Annotated in this window: 14 protein-coding genes and 1 pseudogene; 8 read left to right on the top strand and 7 right to left on the bottom strand. The window is 66.7% G+C overall.

Features of this window, described 5'->3' with window-relative positions; genetic code table 11:
• The first annotated feature begins 10 nt into the window (after nucleotides 1–10).
• Genes JSE7799_RS06935 through JSE7799_RS06925 form a run of 3 tightly spaced genes read left to right on the top strand, consistent with a single transcriptional unit; the run spans nucleotide 11 to nucleotide 3,809 of the window.
• Complete coding sequence (locus JSE7799_RS06935) at nucleotides 11–1,093, top strand: microcin C ABC transporter permease YejB (RefSeq protein ID WP_055662966.1); 1,083 nt, start codon at nucleotides 11–13, stop codon at nucleotides 1,091–1,093.
• Nucleotides 1,090–2,199, top strand: a complete 1,110-nt coding sequence (locus JSE7799_RS06930; protein ID WP_055662965.1) for an ABC transporter permease — start codon at nucleotides 1,090–1,092, stop codon at nucleotides 2,197–2,199. The genes JSE7799_RS06935 and JSE7799_RS06930 overlap by 4 nt, the downstream gene beginning before the upstream one ends.
• Entirely contained in the window at nucleotides 2,196–3,809 is a 1,614-nt protein-coding gene (locus tag JSE7799_RS06925) for an ABC transporter ATP-binding protein (protein WP_055662964.1), read from the top strand. Before JSE7799_RS06930 ends, JSE7799_RS06925 begins: the two co-directional genes overlap by 4 nt.
• Nucleotides 3,810–3,975: 166 nt before the next feature.
• On the opposite strand, the gene JSE7799_RS06920 is transcribed toward JSE7799_RS06925, so the two are convergent.
• Complete coding sequence (locus JSE7799_RS06920) at nucleotides 3,976–5,268, bottom strand: D-alanyl-D-alanine carboxypeptidase family protein (protein ID WP_245624825.1); 1,293 nt, start codon at nucleotides 5,266–5,268, stop codon at nucleotides 3,976–3,978.
• Nucleotides 5,269–5,523: 255 nt separating this feature from the next.
• Between JSE7799_RS06920 and hemF the strand changes: the two genes are divergently transcribed.
• Complete coding sequence (gene hemF, locus JSE7799_RS06915) at nucleotides 5,524–6,429, top strand: oxygen-dependent coproporphyrinogen oxidase (protein WP_055663009.1); 906 nt, start codon at nucleotides 5,524–5,526, stop codon at nucleotides 6,427–6,429.
• Here the strand turns inward: hemF and JSE7799_RS06910 are convergent.
• A complete protein-coding gene (locus JSE7799_RS06910; RefSeq protein ID WP_055662962.1) occupies nucleotides 6,395–7,600 on the bottom strand; it encodes an NAD(P)/FAD-dependent oxidoreductase in 1,206 nt (401 codons plus the stop codon). The genes hemF and JSE7799_RS06910 overlap by 35 nt on opposite strands.
• Before the next feature lie 60 nt (nucleotides 7,601–7,660).
• Complete coding sequence (gene hemE / locus JSE7799_RS06905) at nucleotides 7,661–8,692, bottom strand: uroporphyrinogen decarboxylase (RefSeq protein WP_055662961.1); 1,032 nt, start codon at nucleotides 8,690–8,692, stop codon at nucleotides 7,661–7,663.
• An 87-nt stretch (nucleotides 8,693–8,779) separates the two neighbouring features.
• Here hemE and hemC point away from each other — a divergent pair, with 87 nt between their 5' ends.
• Nucleotides 8,780–9,721: a hydroxymethylbilane synthase gene (gene hemC, locus JSE7799_RS06900; RefSeq protein WP_055662960.1), complete on the top strand. Its 942-nt coding sequence runs from the start codon at nucleotides 8,780–8,782 to the stop codon at nucleotides 9,719–9,721.
• 15 nt (nucleotides 9,722–9,736) lie between these two features.
• Here the strand turns inward: hemC and gnd are convergent, their stop codons facing one another.
• The gene (gene gnd / locus JSE7799_RS06895; RefSeq protein ID WP_055662959.1) at nucleotides 9,737–11,167 is read right to left on the bottom strand and encodes an NADP-dependent phosphogluconate dehydrogenase; all 1,431 of its coding nucleotides are present in this window, start codon (nucleotides 11,165–11,167) and stop codon (nucleotides 9,737–9,739) included.
• Nucleotides 11,168–11,233: 66 nt separating this feature from the next.
• Nucleotides 11,234–11,773, bottom strand: a complete 540-nt coding sequence (locus tag JSE7799_RS06890; protein WP_055662958.1) for a hypothetical protein — start codon at nucleotides 11,771–11,773, stop codon at nucleotides 11,234–11,236.
• 471 nt (nucleotides 11,774–12,244) lie between these two features.
• Between JSE7799_RS06890 and JSE7799_RS20975 the strand changes: the two genes are divergently transcribed.
• Nucleotides 12,245–12,418 (top strand): hypothetical protein, encoded by a 174-nt coding sequence (locus JSE7799_RS20975; RefSeq protein WP_186201862.1) that lies wholly within the window; start codon nucleotides 12,245–12,247, stop codon nucleotides 12,416–12,418.
• Between the two features lie 10 nt (nucleotides 12,419–12,428).
• Here JSE7799_RS20975 and JSE7799_RS19630 read toward each other — a convergent pair.
• Nucleotides 12,429–13,643: pseudogene (locus JSE7799_RS19630) on the bottom strand (IS5 family transposase).
• A 450-nt stretch (nucleotides 13,644–14,093) separates the two neighbouring features.
• Between JSE7799_RS19630 and JSE7799_RS21630 the strand changes: the two are divergent.
• Both JSE7799_RS21630 and JSE7799_RS21625 read left to right on the top strand, forming a co-directional pair.
• On the top strand, nucleotides 14,094–14,303 hold the full coding sequence (locus JSE7799_RS21630; protein WP_055662955.1) for an iron chelate uptake ABC transporter family permease subunit: 210 nt from the start codon (nucleotides 14,094–14,096) through the stop codon (nucleotides 14,301–14,303).
• A complete protein-coding gene (locus tag JSE7799_RS21625; protein WP_245624824.1) occupies nucleotides 14,300–14,479 on the top strand; it encodes a hypothetical protein in 180 nt (59 codons plus the stop codon). The genes JSE7799_RS21630 and JSE7799_RS21625 overlap by 4 nt, the downstream gene beginning before the upstream one ends.
• 174 nt (nucleotides 14,480–14,653) lie before the next feature.
• Here the strand turns inward: JSE7799_RS21625 and JSE7799_RS06865 are convergent.
• Nucleotides 14,654–14,986, bottom strand: a 333-nt coding sequence (locus JSE7799_RS06865; RefSeq protein WP_186201860.1) for a transposase, incomplete at its 5' end; no start/stop codon positions are given.

The raw sequence follows: 14,986 nt of genomic DNA, 5'->3' as shown, positions 1-14,986 counted from the left end.
CCGGCCCCCGATGCTCGCCTACATCGTCCGCCGCTTGTTGCTGATGATCCCGACCCTGCTCGGGATCATGGTGATCAATTTCGTGCTGATCCAGTTCATCCCCGGCGGCCCGATCGAGCAGATCCTCGCCCGTCTCGAAGGGGGCGGCGATGCATTTGCCGGCTTCTCGGGGGGCGGCGCGGAGGTGACGGAACAGGCGGGCAACCAGAGCGGCTATGCCGGTGCCCAAGGCCTTCCGCAGGAATTCATCGAGGAACTCGAACGGCAGTTCGGCTTCGACAAACCTCCGCTCGAACGGTTCCTCGACATGATGTGGGACTATATCCGCTTCGACTTCGGCGAAAGCTATTTCCGCTCCATCTCCGTCATCGATCTCGTGCTGGAGAAGATGCCCGTCTCGATCACGCTCGGCCTGTGGTCGACGCTGATCGCCTATCTCATCTCGATCCCGCTGGGCATCCGCAAGGCGGTGCGTGACGGCTCGACCTTCGACACCTGGACTTCGGGCGTCGTCATCGTGGCCTATGCGATCCCAGGCTTCCTCTTCGCGATCCTGCTGCTCGTTCTGTTCGCGGGCGGCTCCTACTACCAGATCTTCCCGCTGCGCGGCCTGACATCACCGGATTGGGAGAGCTACGGCCCAATTCGCCAAGCGATCGATTATGTGTGGCACATCACCCTGCCGGTCCTGGCCCTGACGATCTCGGCCTTTGCCGGGCTGACGCTGCTGACGAAGAACTCGTTTCTCGACGAAATCCGCAAGCAATACGTCGTGACCGCCAAGGCCAAGGGCCTCCCCGAGCGGCGGGTTTTCTACGGTCATGTCTTCCGCAATGCGATGCTGATCGTGATCTCGGGCTTTCCCGCCCTCTTCGTCAGCGTCTTCTTCGGCGGCTCGCTGATCATCGAGACGATCTTCTCACTCGACGGCCTTGGGCGGCTGGGCTTTGAGGCTGCCGTGACGCGGGATTATCCGGTCATGTTCGGCACGCTCTTCGCCTTCTCGCTTCTGGGCCTCGTCATGGCGCTGATCACCGATCTGACCTATGTCTGGGTCGACCCCCGCATCGATTTCGAGAGCCGCGAGACATGAAGCTTTCGCCGCTCAACGCCCGGCGCTGGCGCAACTTCCGCAAGAACGGTCGCGCGTATGTGTCGTTGTGGATCTTTGGCGTCCTGTTCGGCCTGTCGCTCGCCGCGGAGTTTATCGCCAACGAGAAACCGATCCTCGTCAGCTACCGCGGCGACCTCCACATGCCGATCTTCCGCTTCTACCCGGAGACGGCGTTCGGCGGCGACTTTCGCACGGAAGCCGAATACCGCGAGATCGAGGTGAGGTGCCTGATCGTCTCGGGCGGGCTGGAGGATTGCTTCGACGCGCCCGAAGAGGTGATTGCGGAAGTTGAGGCGACCGGCACCTGGAACGGCGCGGAGGTCGAGGAAGGCTGGCTCCTCTGGCCGCCGATCCCCTACAGCTACAATACCGTCAGCGACATCCGCGGCGCGGCCCCGTCGCCGCCCGACGCGCAGCACCTTCTGGGCACCGACGACACGGCGCGCGACGTGCTCGCGCGAATCATCTACGGTTTCCGCCTGTCGGTCGGCTTTGCGCTGATCGTGACGGTCCTGACCTCGCTTCTGGGCATCGCGGCGGGGGCGGTGCAGGGTTTCTTCGGCGGCTGGACGGATCTTCTGTTCCAACGGGTGATCGAGATCTGGGGCTCCACGCCGTCGCTCTACGTCATCATCATCGTCTCGGCGATCGTGCCGCTCGGCTTCTGGGTTCTCGTGGGGCTGATGGTCCTGTTCGGGTGGACGGCGCTCGTCTCGGTCGTGCGGGCGGAGTTCCTGCGCGCGCGCAACTTCGAATATGTCCGCGCCGCCCGCGCATTGGGTGTGTCGAACGCGACCATCATGTTCCGCCACGTCCTGCCCAATGCCATGGTCGCCACACTGACCTTCCTGCCCTTCCTTGTGACCGGCACGATCGGCAGCCTTGCCGCGCTCGACTTTCTCGGCTTCGGTCTGCCCTCCTCGGCGCCTTCGCTGGGCGAGTTGACACTTCAGGCCAAGGAGAACCTGCAGGCGCCGTGGCTGGCCTTCACCGCCTTCACCACCTTCGCAATAATGTTGTCGCTTCTGGTCTTCGTCTTCGAAGGCATCCGCGATGCATTCGATCCCCGAAAGACCTTCGCATGACTGCGCCGCTCCTCTCCGTGAAAGACCTGCGGATTGCGTTCCGCCAGGACGGGCAGGTCAGCGAGGCCGTGCGGGGCGTCAGCTTCGACGTCGCGCGGGGCGAAACCGTCGCGCTGGTGGGCGAAAGCGGGTCGGGCAAGTCGATTACTGCGCTGTCGACGGTCGACCTGCTTCCCGATTCGGCGGAGGTGACAGGCTCCGTCACCTATGACGGGGCCGAGATGATCGGCGCCGATGAGCGGGAGTTGCGCCGCGTGCGCGGCAACGACGTCAGCTTCATCTTCCAAGAGCCGATGACCTCTCTCAACCCGCTGCACACGATCGAAAAGCAGCTCGCCGAGAGCCTCGCGCTCCATCAGGGGCTGCGCGGTGCGGCGGCCCGCGCGCGCATCCTCGACCTGCTCGACAAGGTCGGGATCGCCGATGCCGAAAGCCGCCTTGCCGCCTATCCGCACCAATTGTCCGGCGGCCAGCGGCAGCGCGTGATGATCGCCATGGCGCTGGCCAACGGCCCGAACCTGCTGATCGCGGACGAGCCGACGACCGCCCTCGACGTCACGATCCAGGCGCAGATCCTCGAACTTCTGGCCGATCTCCAGAAGCACGAGGGCATGTCGATGCTGTTCATCACGCATGATCTGGGCATCGTACGCCGCTTTGCCGACCGCGTCTGCGTGATGGAGCGCGGCGTGATCGTGGAAACGGGACACGTGGCCGAGATTTTCGACCGACCGCAGCATCCCTATACCCAGAAGCTCCTCGCCGCCGAGGCGACGGGCCTTCCCGATCCGGTCGCCGACGACGCCCCCGAAATCGCCGCGACGGAGCATCTCAAGGTCTGGTTCCCGATCCAGAAGGGCCTGCTCAAGCGCACGGTCGGCCACGTGAAGGCCGTCAATGACGCGACCCTGTCCGTCCGTGCGGGCGAGACGGTCGGCGTCGTCGGCGAGAGCGGCTCCGGCAAGACCACGCTCGCGCTCGCCATCATGCGGCTGATCTCGTCGGAAGGGCCGATCACGCTGGAGGGGCGGCGCATCGACGGGTTGAAGTCCAAGGCGATGCGTCCGCTCCGGCAGGCCATGCAGGTCGTGTTTCAAGACCCCTACGGCTCGCTCAGCCCCCGCATGACCGTGGCCGAGATTGTCGCCGAGGGGCTGCGCCTGCACGATACCGGCGACGACCGCCCGCGCCGGGAGCAGGTTTCGGACATCCTGACCGAGGTGGGCATCGACCCGGCCGCGATGGACCGCTATCCGCACGAATTCTCCGGCGGACAGCGTCAGCGCATCGCCATCGCCCGCGCGATGATCCTGCGCCCCAAGCTCGTCGTTCTGGACGAGCCGACATCGGCGCTCGATCAGACGGTGCAGGTTCAGATCGTGGAGCTTCTGCGCGATCTGCAACGGCGGCACGGGCTCGCCTACCTTTTCATCAGTCACGACCTGAAGGTCGTCCGGGCGTTGTCTCACAAGGTCATCGTGATGAAACGCGGCGACGTGGTCGAGGCCGGCGATGCGGCGCAGATCTTCAATGCCCCGCGCGATGCCTATACCCGCGCTCTCATGGCCGCAGCCTTCGACCTCAAGGCGGGAGAGGCTGTGGCGGTATAGAAGGGTCGAAGGCGCGCCGAACGAGGCGATTGCCCGGATCGAACAGGCCATCCACTGCTGACAAGAAGTTGGCGTTTACCCGGCCCGAGGGCGGCGTCGGTTCGGAAGGAATGGAGTAGATGATCGAGTTCGACTGGAGGAACGCCCACCGGACGTTCCCCGGGCTTCACCCCCCCATCACAACGTCGCATTCGACGTCGCGTGCGCGCAGGCGAGTGCAGGCGCGCAAAGCGTCGCGCTCGCTCAATCCCACAAATGCCGGGGCGAAGCCGCCGCTCACGCGGTTTACCTGCCGCAAGGCTTGATCCAGCGTGTCGAGTTCCTGAAGTGCCGCGCGCAGCAAGAGCTTGTCCGCTGCGGAACGCGTGCCCTGCCGGGCGAGTGCGATCCCGTAGACCGCTGTGCCGCTCGCGGCACGGGTGACGACGATCGGCGCAGGCTCCTCGAAGGCCGGGCGGGGTGTGGGCACGACGGCCGCCGAACTCGGCGCCACGTCGCTTGGAGCCGAGGCGGAGGCGTAGAGATCGCCCCCCAAGCGGCCGCGCATCACCGGGCGCATGGAGCTCGCCGGGGCCGTGGCGCCGACGATGGTCGCGTTGTTGTAGCGAGGCAGTTCGGGGCGCCGCTCCGTCACGCGGGCAGGTGCGCGGGCAAAGCCGAGATCCAGCAATTCCATGATTCGCTTGTCGCGATCCCGCGAAGATCGGCCGCCGAAGACCGTCGCGATGATCCGCACGCCGCCCCGATCCGCCGAAGAGACAAGGTTGAAGCCGGCGGCATTGGTGAAGCCCGTCTTGATCCCGTCCGCGCCGCGATATTCGTTGAGGACGCGGCGGTTCGTGCTGCGCACGGTCTTGATGCCGATATCGGTCGAGGTGCGGCCGAAGAGGTTGTAATATTGCGGGTAATCGTAAAACAGCCGGCGCCCCAGAATGCTCATGTCCCGCGCGCTCGCCAAATGGCCGGACTGGGTCAGGCCGTGCGGGTTGCGGAATGTGCTGTTCGTCATGCCAAGCGCCGCCGCCGTGCGGTTCATCCGGGCGGCGAAGGCCTCGACGGAGCCGGAAATGGCTTCCGCGATCGCCGTGGCACCGTCATTCGACGACCTGACAGCCGCGGAACGCAGCAGATAGCGCAGCGGGATCCGGCTTCCGGCGCGGAAGCCGATGGCATAGGGCGTGGCCGCCGCATTGTGCGAGATGCGAACCTCGGTATCCAGCGTGATCTCGCCCAGCCGCACCGCCTCGAACGCGATGTAGAGGGTCATCATCTTCGTGGTCGAGGCCGGGTGAAGGCGGCTATCGGCATTGTCGGCGCGCAAGACCTCGCCCGTGCGGGCATCCATGACGAATTCGGCATGCGGCGCCGCAAAGCCCGGCGCGGCCAGAAAGAGCCCCGTTGCGACAAGGGTCAGGACGATTGTCATCAGGCCCCTGAAGGCCGCGCGTAATCTGGTCATGTTCACGACTACTCGACTGTTTTCACTGCCTCTGGGCGCCCCGTCTTGTGCGGGTGCTGTCCCTCGTTCCTGTGGAAAAAGTGTAGCGATTCCGGCGCCTCGGATCCAGCAGGATTCGCGGCGTCACGAAATGACCGCGATTGCCCGGCGCGCCGGTCCACATCTGGTGGGCGCCGGCTGACTGCCCTACAACGGGCGCGGCGGATTGCGGCGGAAATGTGGCGTCGCGCGGACTATTTTCCGGACGGAGGTTTCATGAGCGAAAAAGCGGTTACGGATCGGCGTCGGCGCGCGGCCGACTGGTTTCGCAACCTGCGCGACGAGATTGTCGCCCGGTTCGAGGCGCTCGAGGATGTCGAGGCGGTCGGCCCCTTCGCGGGCCTCGCCCCCGGCCGGTTCGAGGTGACGCCGACGAAGCGCACCGCCGAGGATGGCGGCGATGCCGGTGGCGGCTTGATGAGCGTGATGCGCGGCGGCCGGGTCTTCGAGAAGGTCGGCGTGAACTGGTCCGAGGTGCAGGGCTCTCTCGGCGCGCGCGCGCAAGCGGCGATGGCGGCGCGTGGCGTGCCCGGCATGGCGGAGGATCCCCGCTTCTGGGCCTCGGGCATCAGCCTCGTCGCGCATATGCAGAACCCCCACGTCCCGGCCGTGCACATGAATACGCGCATGTTCTGGACACCGCATGCCTGCTGGTTCGGTGGCGGGGCCGACCTCAATCCCTGCATCGAATACGAAGAGGATACCGCGCATTTCCACGCCGAGATGCGGGCCGCTTGCGACGGCCACGGCCCCCTCGACGGCGCGGACCGCTATGCGCGGCTGAAAGATTGGGCCGACGAGTATTTCTACATCCCGCACCGGAAGCGGGCACGGGGCGTCGGCGGCATCTTCTACGACGATCTGGCGACCGGAGACTGGGAGGCGGATTTCGCTTTCACGCAGGATGTGGGCCGCCATTTCCTGCCGGCCTTCGTGCCGATCGTCGAGCGCCGCCGCGAGATCCCGTGGACCGAGGCCGACAGGCACACGCAGCTCGTGCATCGCGGCCTCTACGCGGAATACAACCTCGTCTACGATCGGGGCACGAAGTTCGGGCTGGAATCGGGCCACGATGCGACCGCCGTGCTCATGTCGCTGCCGCCGGAGGCGCGCTGGCCGTGACCTCCTGCCAGACGGCGTGGAAGTCGGTGGCGTAACCCTCGCCGGTCAGGCTTTCCCCGCGCGCGGTCATCGCCCCTAGGCGCCCGATTTCATCACCGGACTTCGCCGCCGCCCCGTTGCCGCCGCACAGGACGGTGACGCCCGGCGCGGCCGCGTCGATGTAGGGATATCCCGTTTCGCTCCAGACGACGGCGCAGGGACCGGTATGGGTGGCCTCCGCCTCCAGCCCCGGCAGAACCGTCCGCATCTCGGCCAGAAGTTGCGCGCCGACCTCCGCATCGCCCGCCCCATGAAACCAGGCGCGCATCTCGGCGGCGGAATGGATGCGCGGACCGTCCACCTGTCCCCCGATCTTGAGGTACAGCCGTCCGTCCGGGTAGCGCACCGGCGGCAGCATGTAGAGGTCGTATTGCCAGCCCTCCGGCACCCAGATGACACTGGGCAGGCTGGCCAGCCGCGCGCCTTCGGCCTCGCTCAGCCGGGCAAAGGCGACGGTGCGCGCCCAGACCTTCATCGCCGGTTTGCGTGGCAGCAGCCCGTCCGACGCGGCATGAGGCCCCGTGGCCACGACAACATGCCCGCCCGCAATCCGCCCCCCGTCGGCGAGCGTCACCACGCCACCGTCCCGCGCCGTGGCGGCCTGCGCGAACACCTTGGCCCCGGCCGTATGGGCCAGCGCCGTCTGCGCATCCCGCATCGCCCGAGGATCGAGCCATCCGCCCCGCCTGACCTCGAATGTCGCCAGCGTCTCGTCCGGCAGGGCCAGCCCCATCCGTTCCCATGCCGACGCAACCTCCAGCACCTCTGGCGGATTGTCGAGCGCCGCCGCCACCGCAAGGAAGTCCTGCGTGAACTTGCTCATCGGGCCGTCTTCGGGCCCTGCCATCAACGCGCCGGTCTCGTGGAAAATCGTCTTGCCCGTCCGCGTCTCGATATCGCGGTATCGGTCGATGGAGCGGCGCGACAAGAGCGACCAATCCCGATCCGCCCCCACCCGCCGCGTGATCCGCGCCGCGTCGAAATGGCTGCCGAAGGGGCCCTGCCATTCGGTCTTCACCTCCGGCTCCGGCGCGGCGACCAAGGCCACCGAAGCCCCGCCCTCGGCCAGATGGCGCGCGCAGGGCGCACCCATCATGCCGCCACCGATGACGATGAAGTCGAAGCTGTCCATGATGTCGTCTCTGCTTCAGAAATATCTCGAAGAGCACGAGAGGCTGGCCTCTCGTTCCCGTCAACCGTTCTCGCGCAGGGTCTCGACCATCAGTGCCACATTGTCGGGATCGGCGTCGGGCGTGATCCCGTGGCCGAGATTGAAGATATGCGGCCCATTCGACAGCGCGTCACGGATCCGCCGCACCTCGGAGACGAGCGCATCGCCCCCGGTCACCATGTGGGACGAGGCAAGGTTGCCCTGCACGCAGCCGTCGGGCTGGACGTGCTGCGCGATCCATTCCGCATCGACCGAATTGTCGACCGCCACGCAATCCGCTCCGGTCGCGGCATGGAAGCCCAAATATCCCTCTCCCGCCTCGCGCGGGAAGACGATGACCGGCACGCCGGGATGCCGTGCCTTGAGCGCCGTGACGATCCGCTTGGCCGGGGCCAACGCATATCGCGCGAAATCCTCGCCCGACAGCGATCCGGCCCAGCTGTCGAACAACTTCACAACCTCCGCGCCGGCGTCGATCTGGGCCGACAGATATTCCACCGTGGCTTCGGTGAGCAGGTCGATCAGCGCCTCGAACGTGGCCCGGTCGTCGTCCTTGAGCGCATGAGCGGGCGCCTGGTCCGGCGTGCCGCGCCCGGCGATCATGTAGGTCGCCACCGTCCACGGCGCCCCGGCGAACCCGATCAGCGCGACGTCGCGGGGCAGGGTGCCCGACAGGTTGCGAACCGTCTGGTAGATCGGGGCGAGCGTCTCGTGCACGTCCTCCGCCCGCTTCAGCCGCGCCAGATCCGCCGCGCCCGTCACCGTCGACAGCCGCGGACCCTCGCCGGTGACGAACCACAGATCCGCACCCAGCGCCTGCGGCACCAGAAGGATGTCGGCGAACAGGATCGCCGCGTCGAAATCGAAACGCCGAAGCGGCTGCAGCGTTACTTCGGTGGCGAGGTCGGGATTGTAACACAGCGAAAGGAAGTCGCCCGCCTTCGCCCGCGTCGCGCGGTATTCCGGCAGGTAGCGCCCCGCCTGCCGCATCATCCAGACCGGCGGCACGGGTAGCGTTTCGCCCGCAAGGGCACGCATCAGGGGCTTGGTCATGAAAGCTCTCGATCTGGAACAGGGCCGGGTCTGGACACGACCTGTCGTGGCAGGCAGGTGGTGTCAACTCGACCGCCGGAGACTGCGATGGATCTGCCCCGCCCTGACCGCCCCTGCCGCATCGGAACGCGCGGCTCGCCGCTGGCGCTCGCGCAGGCGCACGAAACCCGCGATCGGCTGATGGCGGCGTTCGATCTGGAGGAGGACGCCTTCGAGATTGCCGTCATCAAGACGACCGGCGACCGGGTGCTCGACCGTCCGCTGTCGCAGATCGGGGGGAAGGGTCTCTTTACCCGCGAGATCGAGGCGGCCCTTCTCGAAGGCGGCATCGACCTCGCCGTCCACTCGATGAAGGACATGCCGACGCTGCAGCCCGATGGCCTCGTGATCGACGCGCTCCTGCCGCGCGAGGACGTGCGCGACGCCTTCATCACGCCGCAGGGGCGGACGCTCGCCGATCTCAAACACGGCGCGACGATCGGCACCTCGTCGCTGCGCCGGCGTGCGCAGGTCGCGCTGCGCCGCCCCGATCTGCGAATCGTGGAGTTTCGCGGCAACGTCCAGACGCGCATGGCCAAGCTGCGCGACGGCGTGGCCGATGCGACGTTCCTCGCCATGGCGGGCCTTCACCGGCTGGGCGCGGCAGAGATTCCGCGCATGCCGATGGATCCCGGCGACATGCTGCCCGCCGTGGCGCAGGGCGCGATCGGGATCGAACGGCGTGCGGACGACACGCTGATGGCCGAGATGCTGGCGGCGATCCACGATCACCCCACCGGGCTGCAACTCGCGTGCGAGCGGGCGTTCCTGCTCACGCTCGACGGATCCTGCGAGACACCGATTGCGGGTCTTGCGGAACTGGATGGCGACCGTCTGGCCTTTCGTGGCGAGATCCTGCGCCCCGACGGCTCCGACGTGCTGACCGTGTCGGGCGAGGCCCCGACGGGCGAGGGCGCGGATTTGGGCGAGGCGATGGCGCGCGATCTTCTAAGCCGCGCGCCAGCCGGCTTCTTCGACTGGCGAACCTGAGGGCCTCTGCCCCCCTCAGGTCTTCGGTTCGTGCTTCGGCGTCGCGGTCTGGCGCGCCCAGGGCCCGTGCTGGTGGAACAGGCCGTTGACGTGCTCGAACCCGTGCAGCCCGAAGAAATCCCGCTGTCCTTGGATCAGAGCCGCCGTGCCCCGCGCGGTGCGCATCGCATCGAAATAGGCCAGCCCGGACGACAGCGCCGGCGTTGGATGGCCGTGAAGCGCCGCCTCCGCCACCACACGGCGCAGCGCCCCGTGGTTTTCCTTCAGCAGGTTCGCGAAGAACGGCGTGCGCATCAGATTCTCGCCCGGATGCGCCTCCAGCGCGGCCGCCATGTCGTCGAGCATCGTCGAGCGGATGATGCATCCCTCCCGCCACAGGCGCGCGACCTGCGGCAGATCGATGTCCCAGCCATGCGCCTCGCAGGTGGCGGCGATCATCACGAAACCCTGCGCATAACACAGGATCTTGCCGGCGATCAGGGCGCGCTCCAGCGTGTCGTGGTCGAGCGTGTCGAACCGTTCCGGTGCCGCGCCGAACATGGCCTCGCCGCGTGCCCGCTCCTCGCGCCGTGACGACACATTGCGCGCGACCACCGCGGCCTCGATCGCGGGGATCGGGGTCATCAGGTGCTGGCTCTCGATGGCGGTCCAGCGGCCGGTGCCCTTCTGGCCCGCCGCGTCGATGATCTGGCTCAGCAGCGGCTCGCCCGTCGCGACGTCGCGGGCCCGCGCGACCGCGCTGGAAATCTCGATCAGGTAGCTCTTGAGCGGCCCCTCGTCCCAGCGTGCGAATACGTCGGCAATGGCGTCGTAGCCCATGCCGTGCCCCTCGCGCAGGATGCCGTAGACCTCCGCGATCATCTGCATGTCGGCATATTCGATGCCGTTATGGACCATCTTGACGAAATGCCCGGCCCCTTCCGGCCCGACCAGCGCAGCGCAGGGCTCGTCCCCGTGGTGCGCCGCAATGGCCAGCATGATGTCCTCGACCCGGGCCCAATGCGCCGGATCGCCGCCGCCCATGATCGCCGGCCCGTGACGCGCGCCTTCCTCCCCGCCCGAGACGCCGACGCCGAGAAAGGGGCCGGTCGCCTCCGCCACGCGGCGGTCGGTCTCGTGGAAATTGGCGTTGCCGCAATCGATGATCAGGTCGTCCGCATCCAGAAGCGGGCGCAGCGCCGCGATCTGGTCGTCCACCGGCTGCCCGGCCGGCACCATCAGGATGATCGCGCGGGGCGGGGCGATGGCTGCGACCAGTGCCTCAAGCGTCTCGGTCGGCACCATGCGCGCCGCCAGATCCCCGGCATCGGCGACGAATTCGCGCGTCACCTGCGTGGTGCGGTTGAAGACGGCGACTTCGAAGCCCTTCTCCGCGATGTTCGAGGCCAACGCCGCACCCATCGTCCCGAGCCCGATCAATCCGATTCGCGCCTGTCCGTCCTGCATCGTCCCGCCTTTCCTGCGTGATTGTTCCGCAGGGACCTAATCCGCCCGCTCCGTCAGGAAAAGCCGTCAGCGCCGGGCGCGGTCGTGGGCGGCGGTCTCGAACAGGACGAACCAGGCATTCGCGGCGGCCAGGATCCGGTCCGCCTGCGCGCCGTAACCCGGCTCGGCCTCCAGCATCGAACAGAGCGTGCGGAATCCTGCAACGTCGCGCGGCAGGCTCAGGTAATGCCCCGCATCCCCAAGGGCCGGATCGGTATCCGCCGCGATCGCCCGGTCCCGCGCCGCCGGGCGCAAGCCCATCTGCATCGCGTGCCACAGCCATTCGCGCGCCACCGCATCGTCCGGGTCGGGCAGGCGGCGTTTCACCGGATCCGCCGCCCGGCCGAGCGCCGCAAGATCCGCATCCAGCGCCGCACGCGCCGTCACCATCGCAGGGGGCGGCGCCGCTTTACCCTTTGCGCCGAGCAGCGCCGCGACGGTGTCGAGATGCGCGGACAGAAAGGCGGCAAGCCCGTCCGCCCCGCTCACATCAAGCCGGCCATAGGCCTGCGCCGCCGAATCCTGAGCCCTGCGCGTTCCCGTCCGCAGCCTGTCCCGAAGGTTCATGCGCCCGTCCCTGCTCGATCTCGAGCAACGGTTAGAGGCGGCGCGCCCCACGCGAAAGGGGGCGATGTCGGCGTCGTCGTCTTCGCTCTCAGATCGCACATCGCTCGGTGCTTTGGGAAGCAATGTCCTCTCAGGAGGTGCGGCGCCGTTTCGGAGTGCGGTGAAGGAAGTTTATGCCCGTCTGTCCCGGAGCGCATAGTGGTGACACCGCAGGCCAAGGATGGCTGCTCAGGATTGGAGCAAGCGCAATGAATTCGAAATTTCATCCATCACAGACGTCCTGAACAAAGCCGATTGACCGGCGAAAAGCCGATGGAAATAACGGCCAGCCAGATGCCACCACACAGGCGAGCCTTTCGTGCATCAACTTCTATGCAGAGTTTCCGCAACCCAAGGCATCGTTTCATTGGCCGCTTGAGCGGTGTTTGACCGGCGGCAAATTCGCAGGGCGCGAGTGGAGGAAAAGTCGCGATGCGAATTGCCATCATGTCCATCATCGGTTTGGTCACGCTGATGGCCACGGCACCGGCACTGGCTCAGGACGATATCGCTTTGGTCGCAGCAGGAAGCTTCAAGACCGCTCTGGGAGACGTCGCCGCCAAGTTCGAGAGGAGCAGCGGGAGGACCGTCGACACCGCCCTCTGACCCTGGGGCCTCATGCGCCAAGAAATCGAGGGCGGCGCAACCGCGCATGCCTTCGCCTTGGAGAACATGGCCGCGCGTGCCGTGACCGACAGCGCCGGCCGCACGGTCGAGGTGCCCACCGTCCTGGCCCACCCGAAGGGCTCTTCGATCTTCTGCCGCCGTTTCTGCGACATGGCGTCGCCTGAATGACGGGTCGTTCGGCCGTCTGTCGCGCAATGGCGCGATTTGCGGGCGACGTGCGGCGTGACGCACATCTGACGAAGGTCGCAGATGAAGTCCGCGCTGTCGTATCCCTTGTCGGCACCGCGTGTGAGGCGGCCCAGGTCGGGCCTGGGGCGTGGCGGTCGACCATCTTCAATGCGGCCTTTCGCTCGGCGTGGCCGTCAGTTTGCGTGACCTCCGCCTGCACGATCGGTCCGTCACGGTTTTCCATCGGCGCATGGCCCATGAAGCAAAGGATGGCCCCGGCGCCGGGCGAGTTTTCGTAGAGACGCGCCTAGGGATCGGTCACGGAGGCATGCGTCGCATTCGACCGTTTCCGTCCGCGAACGTCGGCTTCGGCATTTCGACTGCGGCTTGTCTTGCGGGGCATCGGCTCGATCCCGGTGGGGCTGGACTCGGCGGCATCGGTGTCGGAGGGCGAGGACGGCGGCGGATCGTCTGGGCCATCCGCCCGGTCCGGCGGCGCGGTTATCGGCTTTTGGCTGAAAACCCTTCATGCAAGCCCATGCCCTGATCAGCGTGTCATCGACCGAGACGTGCGCGTCCGACAACAGCGGCTTCACCTCCGAATGGGCAAGAATGGCGGCCATGAACCTGCGCGACATCGCCGTCGTCAGCAGACGGTCCCGGTTCTTCGTGAACACCGCCGGCCTTCGGCCCGGGGCTTCGCCCGTTCAGGGCTGACGCCCTTCCCCCCGGACCGGGTCGCCGATGCCGAGGCCCACGAACCAGCGAAACAAGAGATTATACTGCATCTGCTCCATCAACGGCCGCTCGGAGCGGATCGAGAAGAGGATCTGGAGCAGGCTGGCCCGGATCGGCCGTTCAGGCGCAATCGAGGGCCGGCCCTCAACCGAACAGAGCTGGTCGAACTCGGGATCGAGGCTGACCCAAGCGTCGTTGACGATCTGCCGGATCTTGCGGAGCGGATACTTGCCGGAATGCGATCCTCAAAGTCGACATAGCCGAACAGCGACCCGCTCGTCTCGTCCATTCCGCGCATGATCGCCTCCTGCCAACCGCCAGAAAAAGCGAACCATGTCCCGGATCCGGCGTCCACCGGCGGGTTTTTCCGCAGCGTGGTAGGGAGGTCGGGCGCAGTCGGGGGGGCACCTTCCTGCCACCGCGTCGTTCGGCCGGATCAATCGGTTACCGTCGCTCAACCGTATGATGGGTCTCAAGGGGATGGCGCGGCTCTTCTACCCTGAACGGTGGGAGGGGGGAGCTGTGCGACGAGACGGCGGAATTCCACGAGACCTGGTATCAGGTCGAACACCGGCGATGTGGAAATCGCCCATCTGCTGGAATGGGCCCAGGGCCAGCCGCCGGAATGAGATCTGCGTAACAACCGCGAGACTGAATTTGGCCCTTGCCTGCGCGCTGGCCGCGCTCGCCTTCGGCACACTTCTCATCGAATCGTTCAGGTTGACGCTTGGCCAGACCGTCGCAGCGTTTGGCGGGCGCGGTCGAACAGGCCCGGATCGTCGTCTGGAAAATCCGCCTGCCGCGCATCGCCGGCGCCTGTCTGGTCTGTGCGGTCCTTGCGGCGGCGGGCGCCAACTATCAGGCGCTCTTTCGCAGCCCGCTCGTGTCGCCCGACATCCTCGGTGTCTCCGTGGGAGCCGGTCTGGGCGCGTTCGCGGGTATTTTCCTGTGGCGTTGAACCAGCTGCCGGCCTTCGTGAGTGGCCTTGCCGCCGTTGCGGTGCTTATGGACGTCACCTCTGAGGTGCGCGGGGGCGACCGGGTGCTGACGCTCGTTCTGACCGGTGTGCTGATTGGCGCGCTCTCTGGCGCCGCTAGGTCGTTGCTGAAGGTGCTTGCTGATCCCTGCGGCTAAGAGCGCCTAACCCGCATAATTCATGAAGCTGCGGACTTGTGCTCCGTGGGATGGTTTCCCCGGTCTCGGTTTTCTTGCGCGCACCCGGTGTTTGCGTCCGGTTGGCATGCCGGCCGGTGACTTGGGTCTTGGGCGATACGGGTTGATGTTTCGGGATTTGTCGGGGCGCTTGCGTCAGGCTGTTTTCGGTGGGGCGAGGGCGTCGAAGAGAAGGAGGAGAAGTCCCTTTCGGGGACACGATGCCGGCAGGGTCACGATGATCCGGGTCTTCTTTTCGACGATGGTGGCGGCCAGCTTGACGAGATGCAGCCGCAGCGTGTCGAACTGGACGCGGCGCCATGGTGAACGTTTCAGGCAAGCCGCGCGAAGCTTCCACCAAATCCAGTAGGCGCAGCCGTGCAGCATCAGGCGCATCTGGTTGGCGTTGGCTTTCGAGCACGACGTCCGGTCTGCTGCGAGGTGGGCCTTCCACGCCTTGATGTGGTTCTCGGCCTGGCCGCGGGCGGA

Source organism: Jannaschia seosinensis, from assembly GCF_001408515.1.
In the GTDB taxonomy this organism is placed as follows: Bacteria; Pseudomonadota; Alphaproteobacteria; order Rhodobacterales; family Rhodobacteraceae; genus Jannaschia; species Jannaschia seosinensis.
Note: the sequence above shows the minus strand (reverse complement) of the source record. Positions and strands in the feature narration are given on the sequence as shown.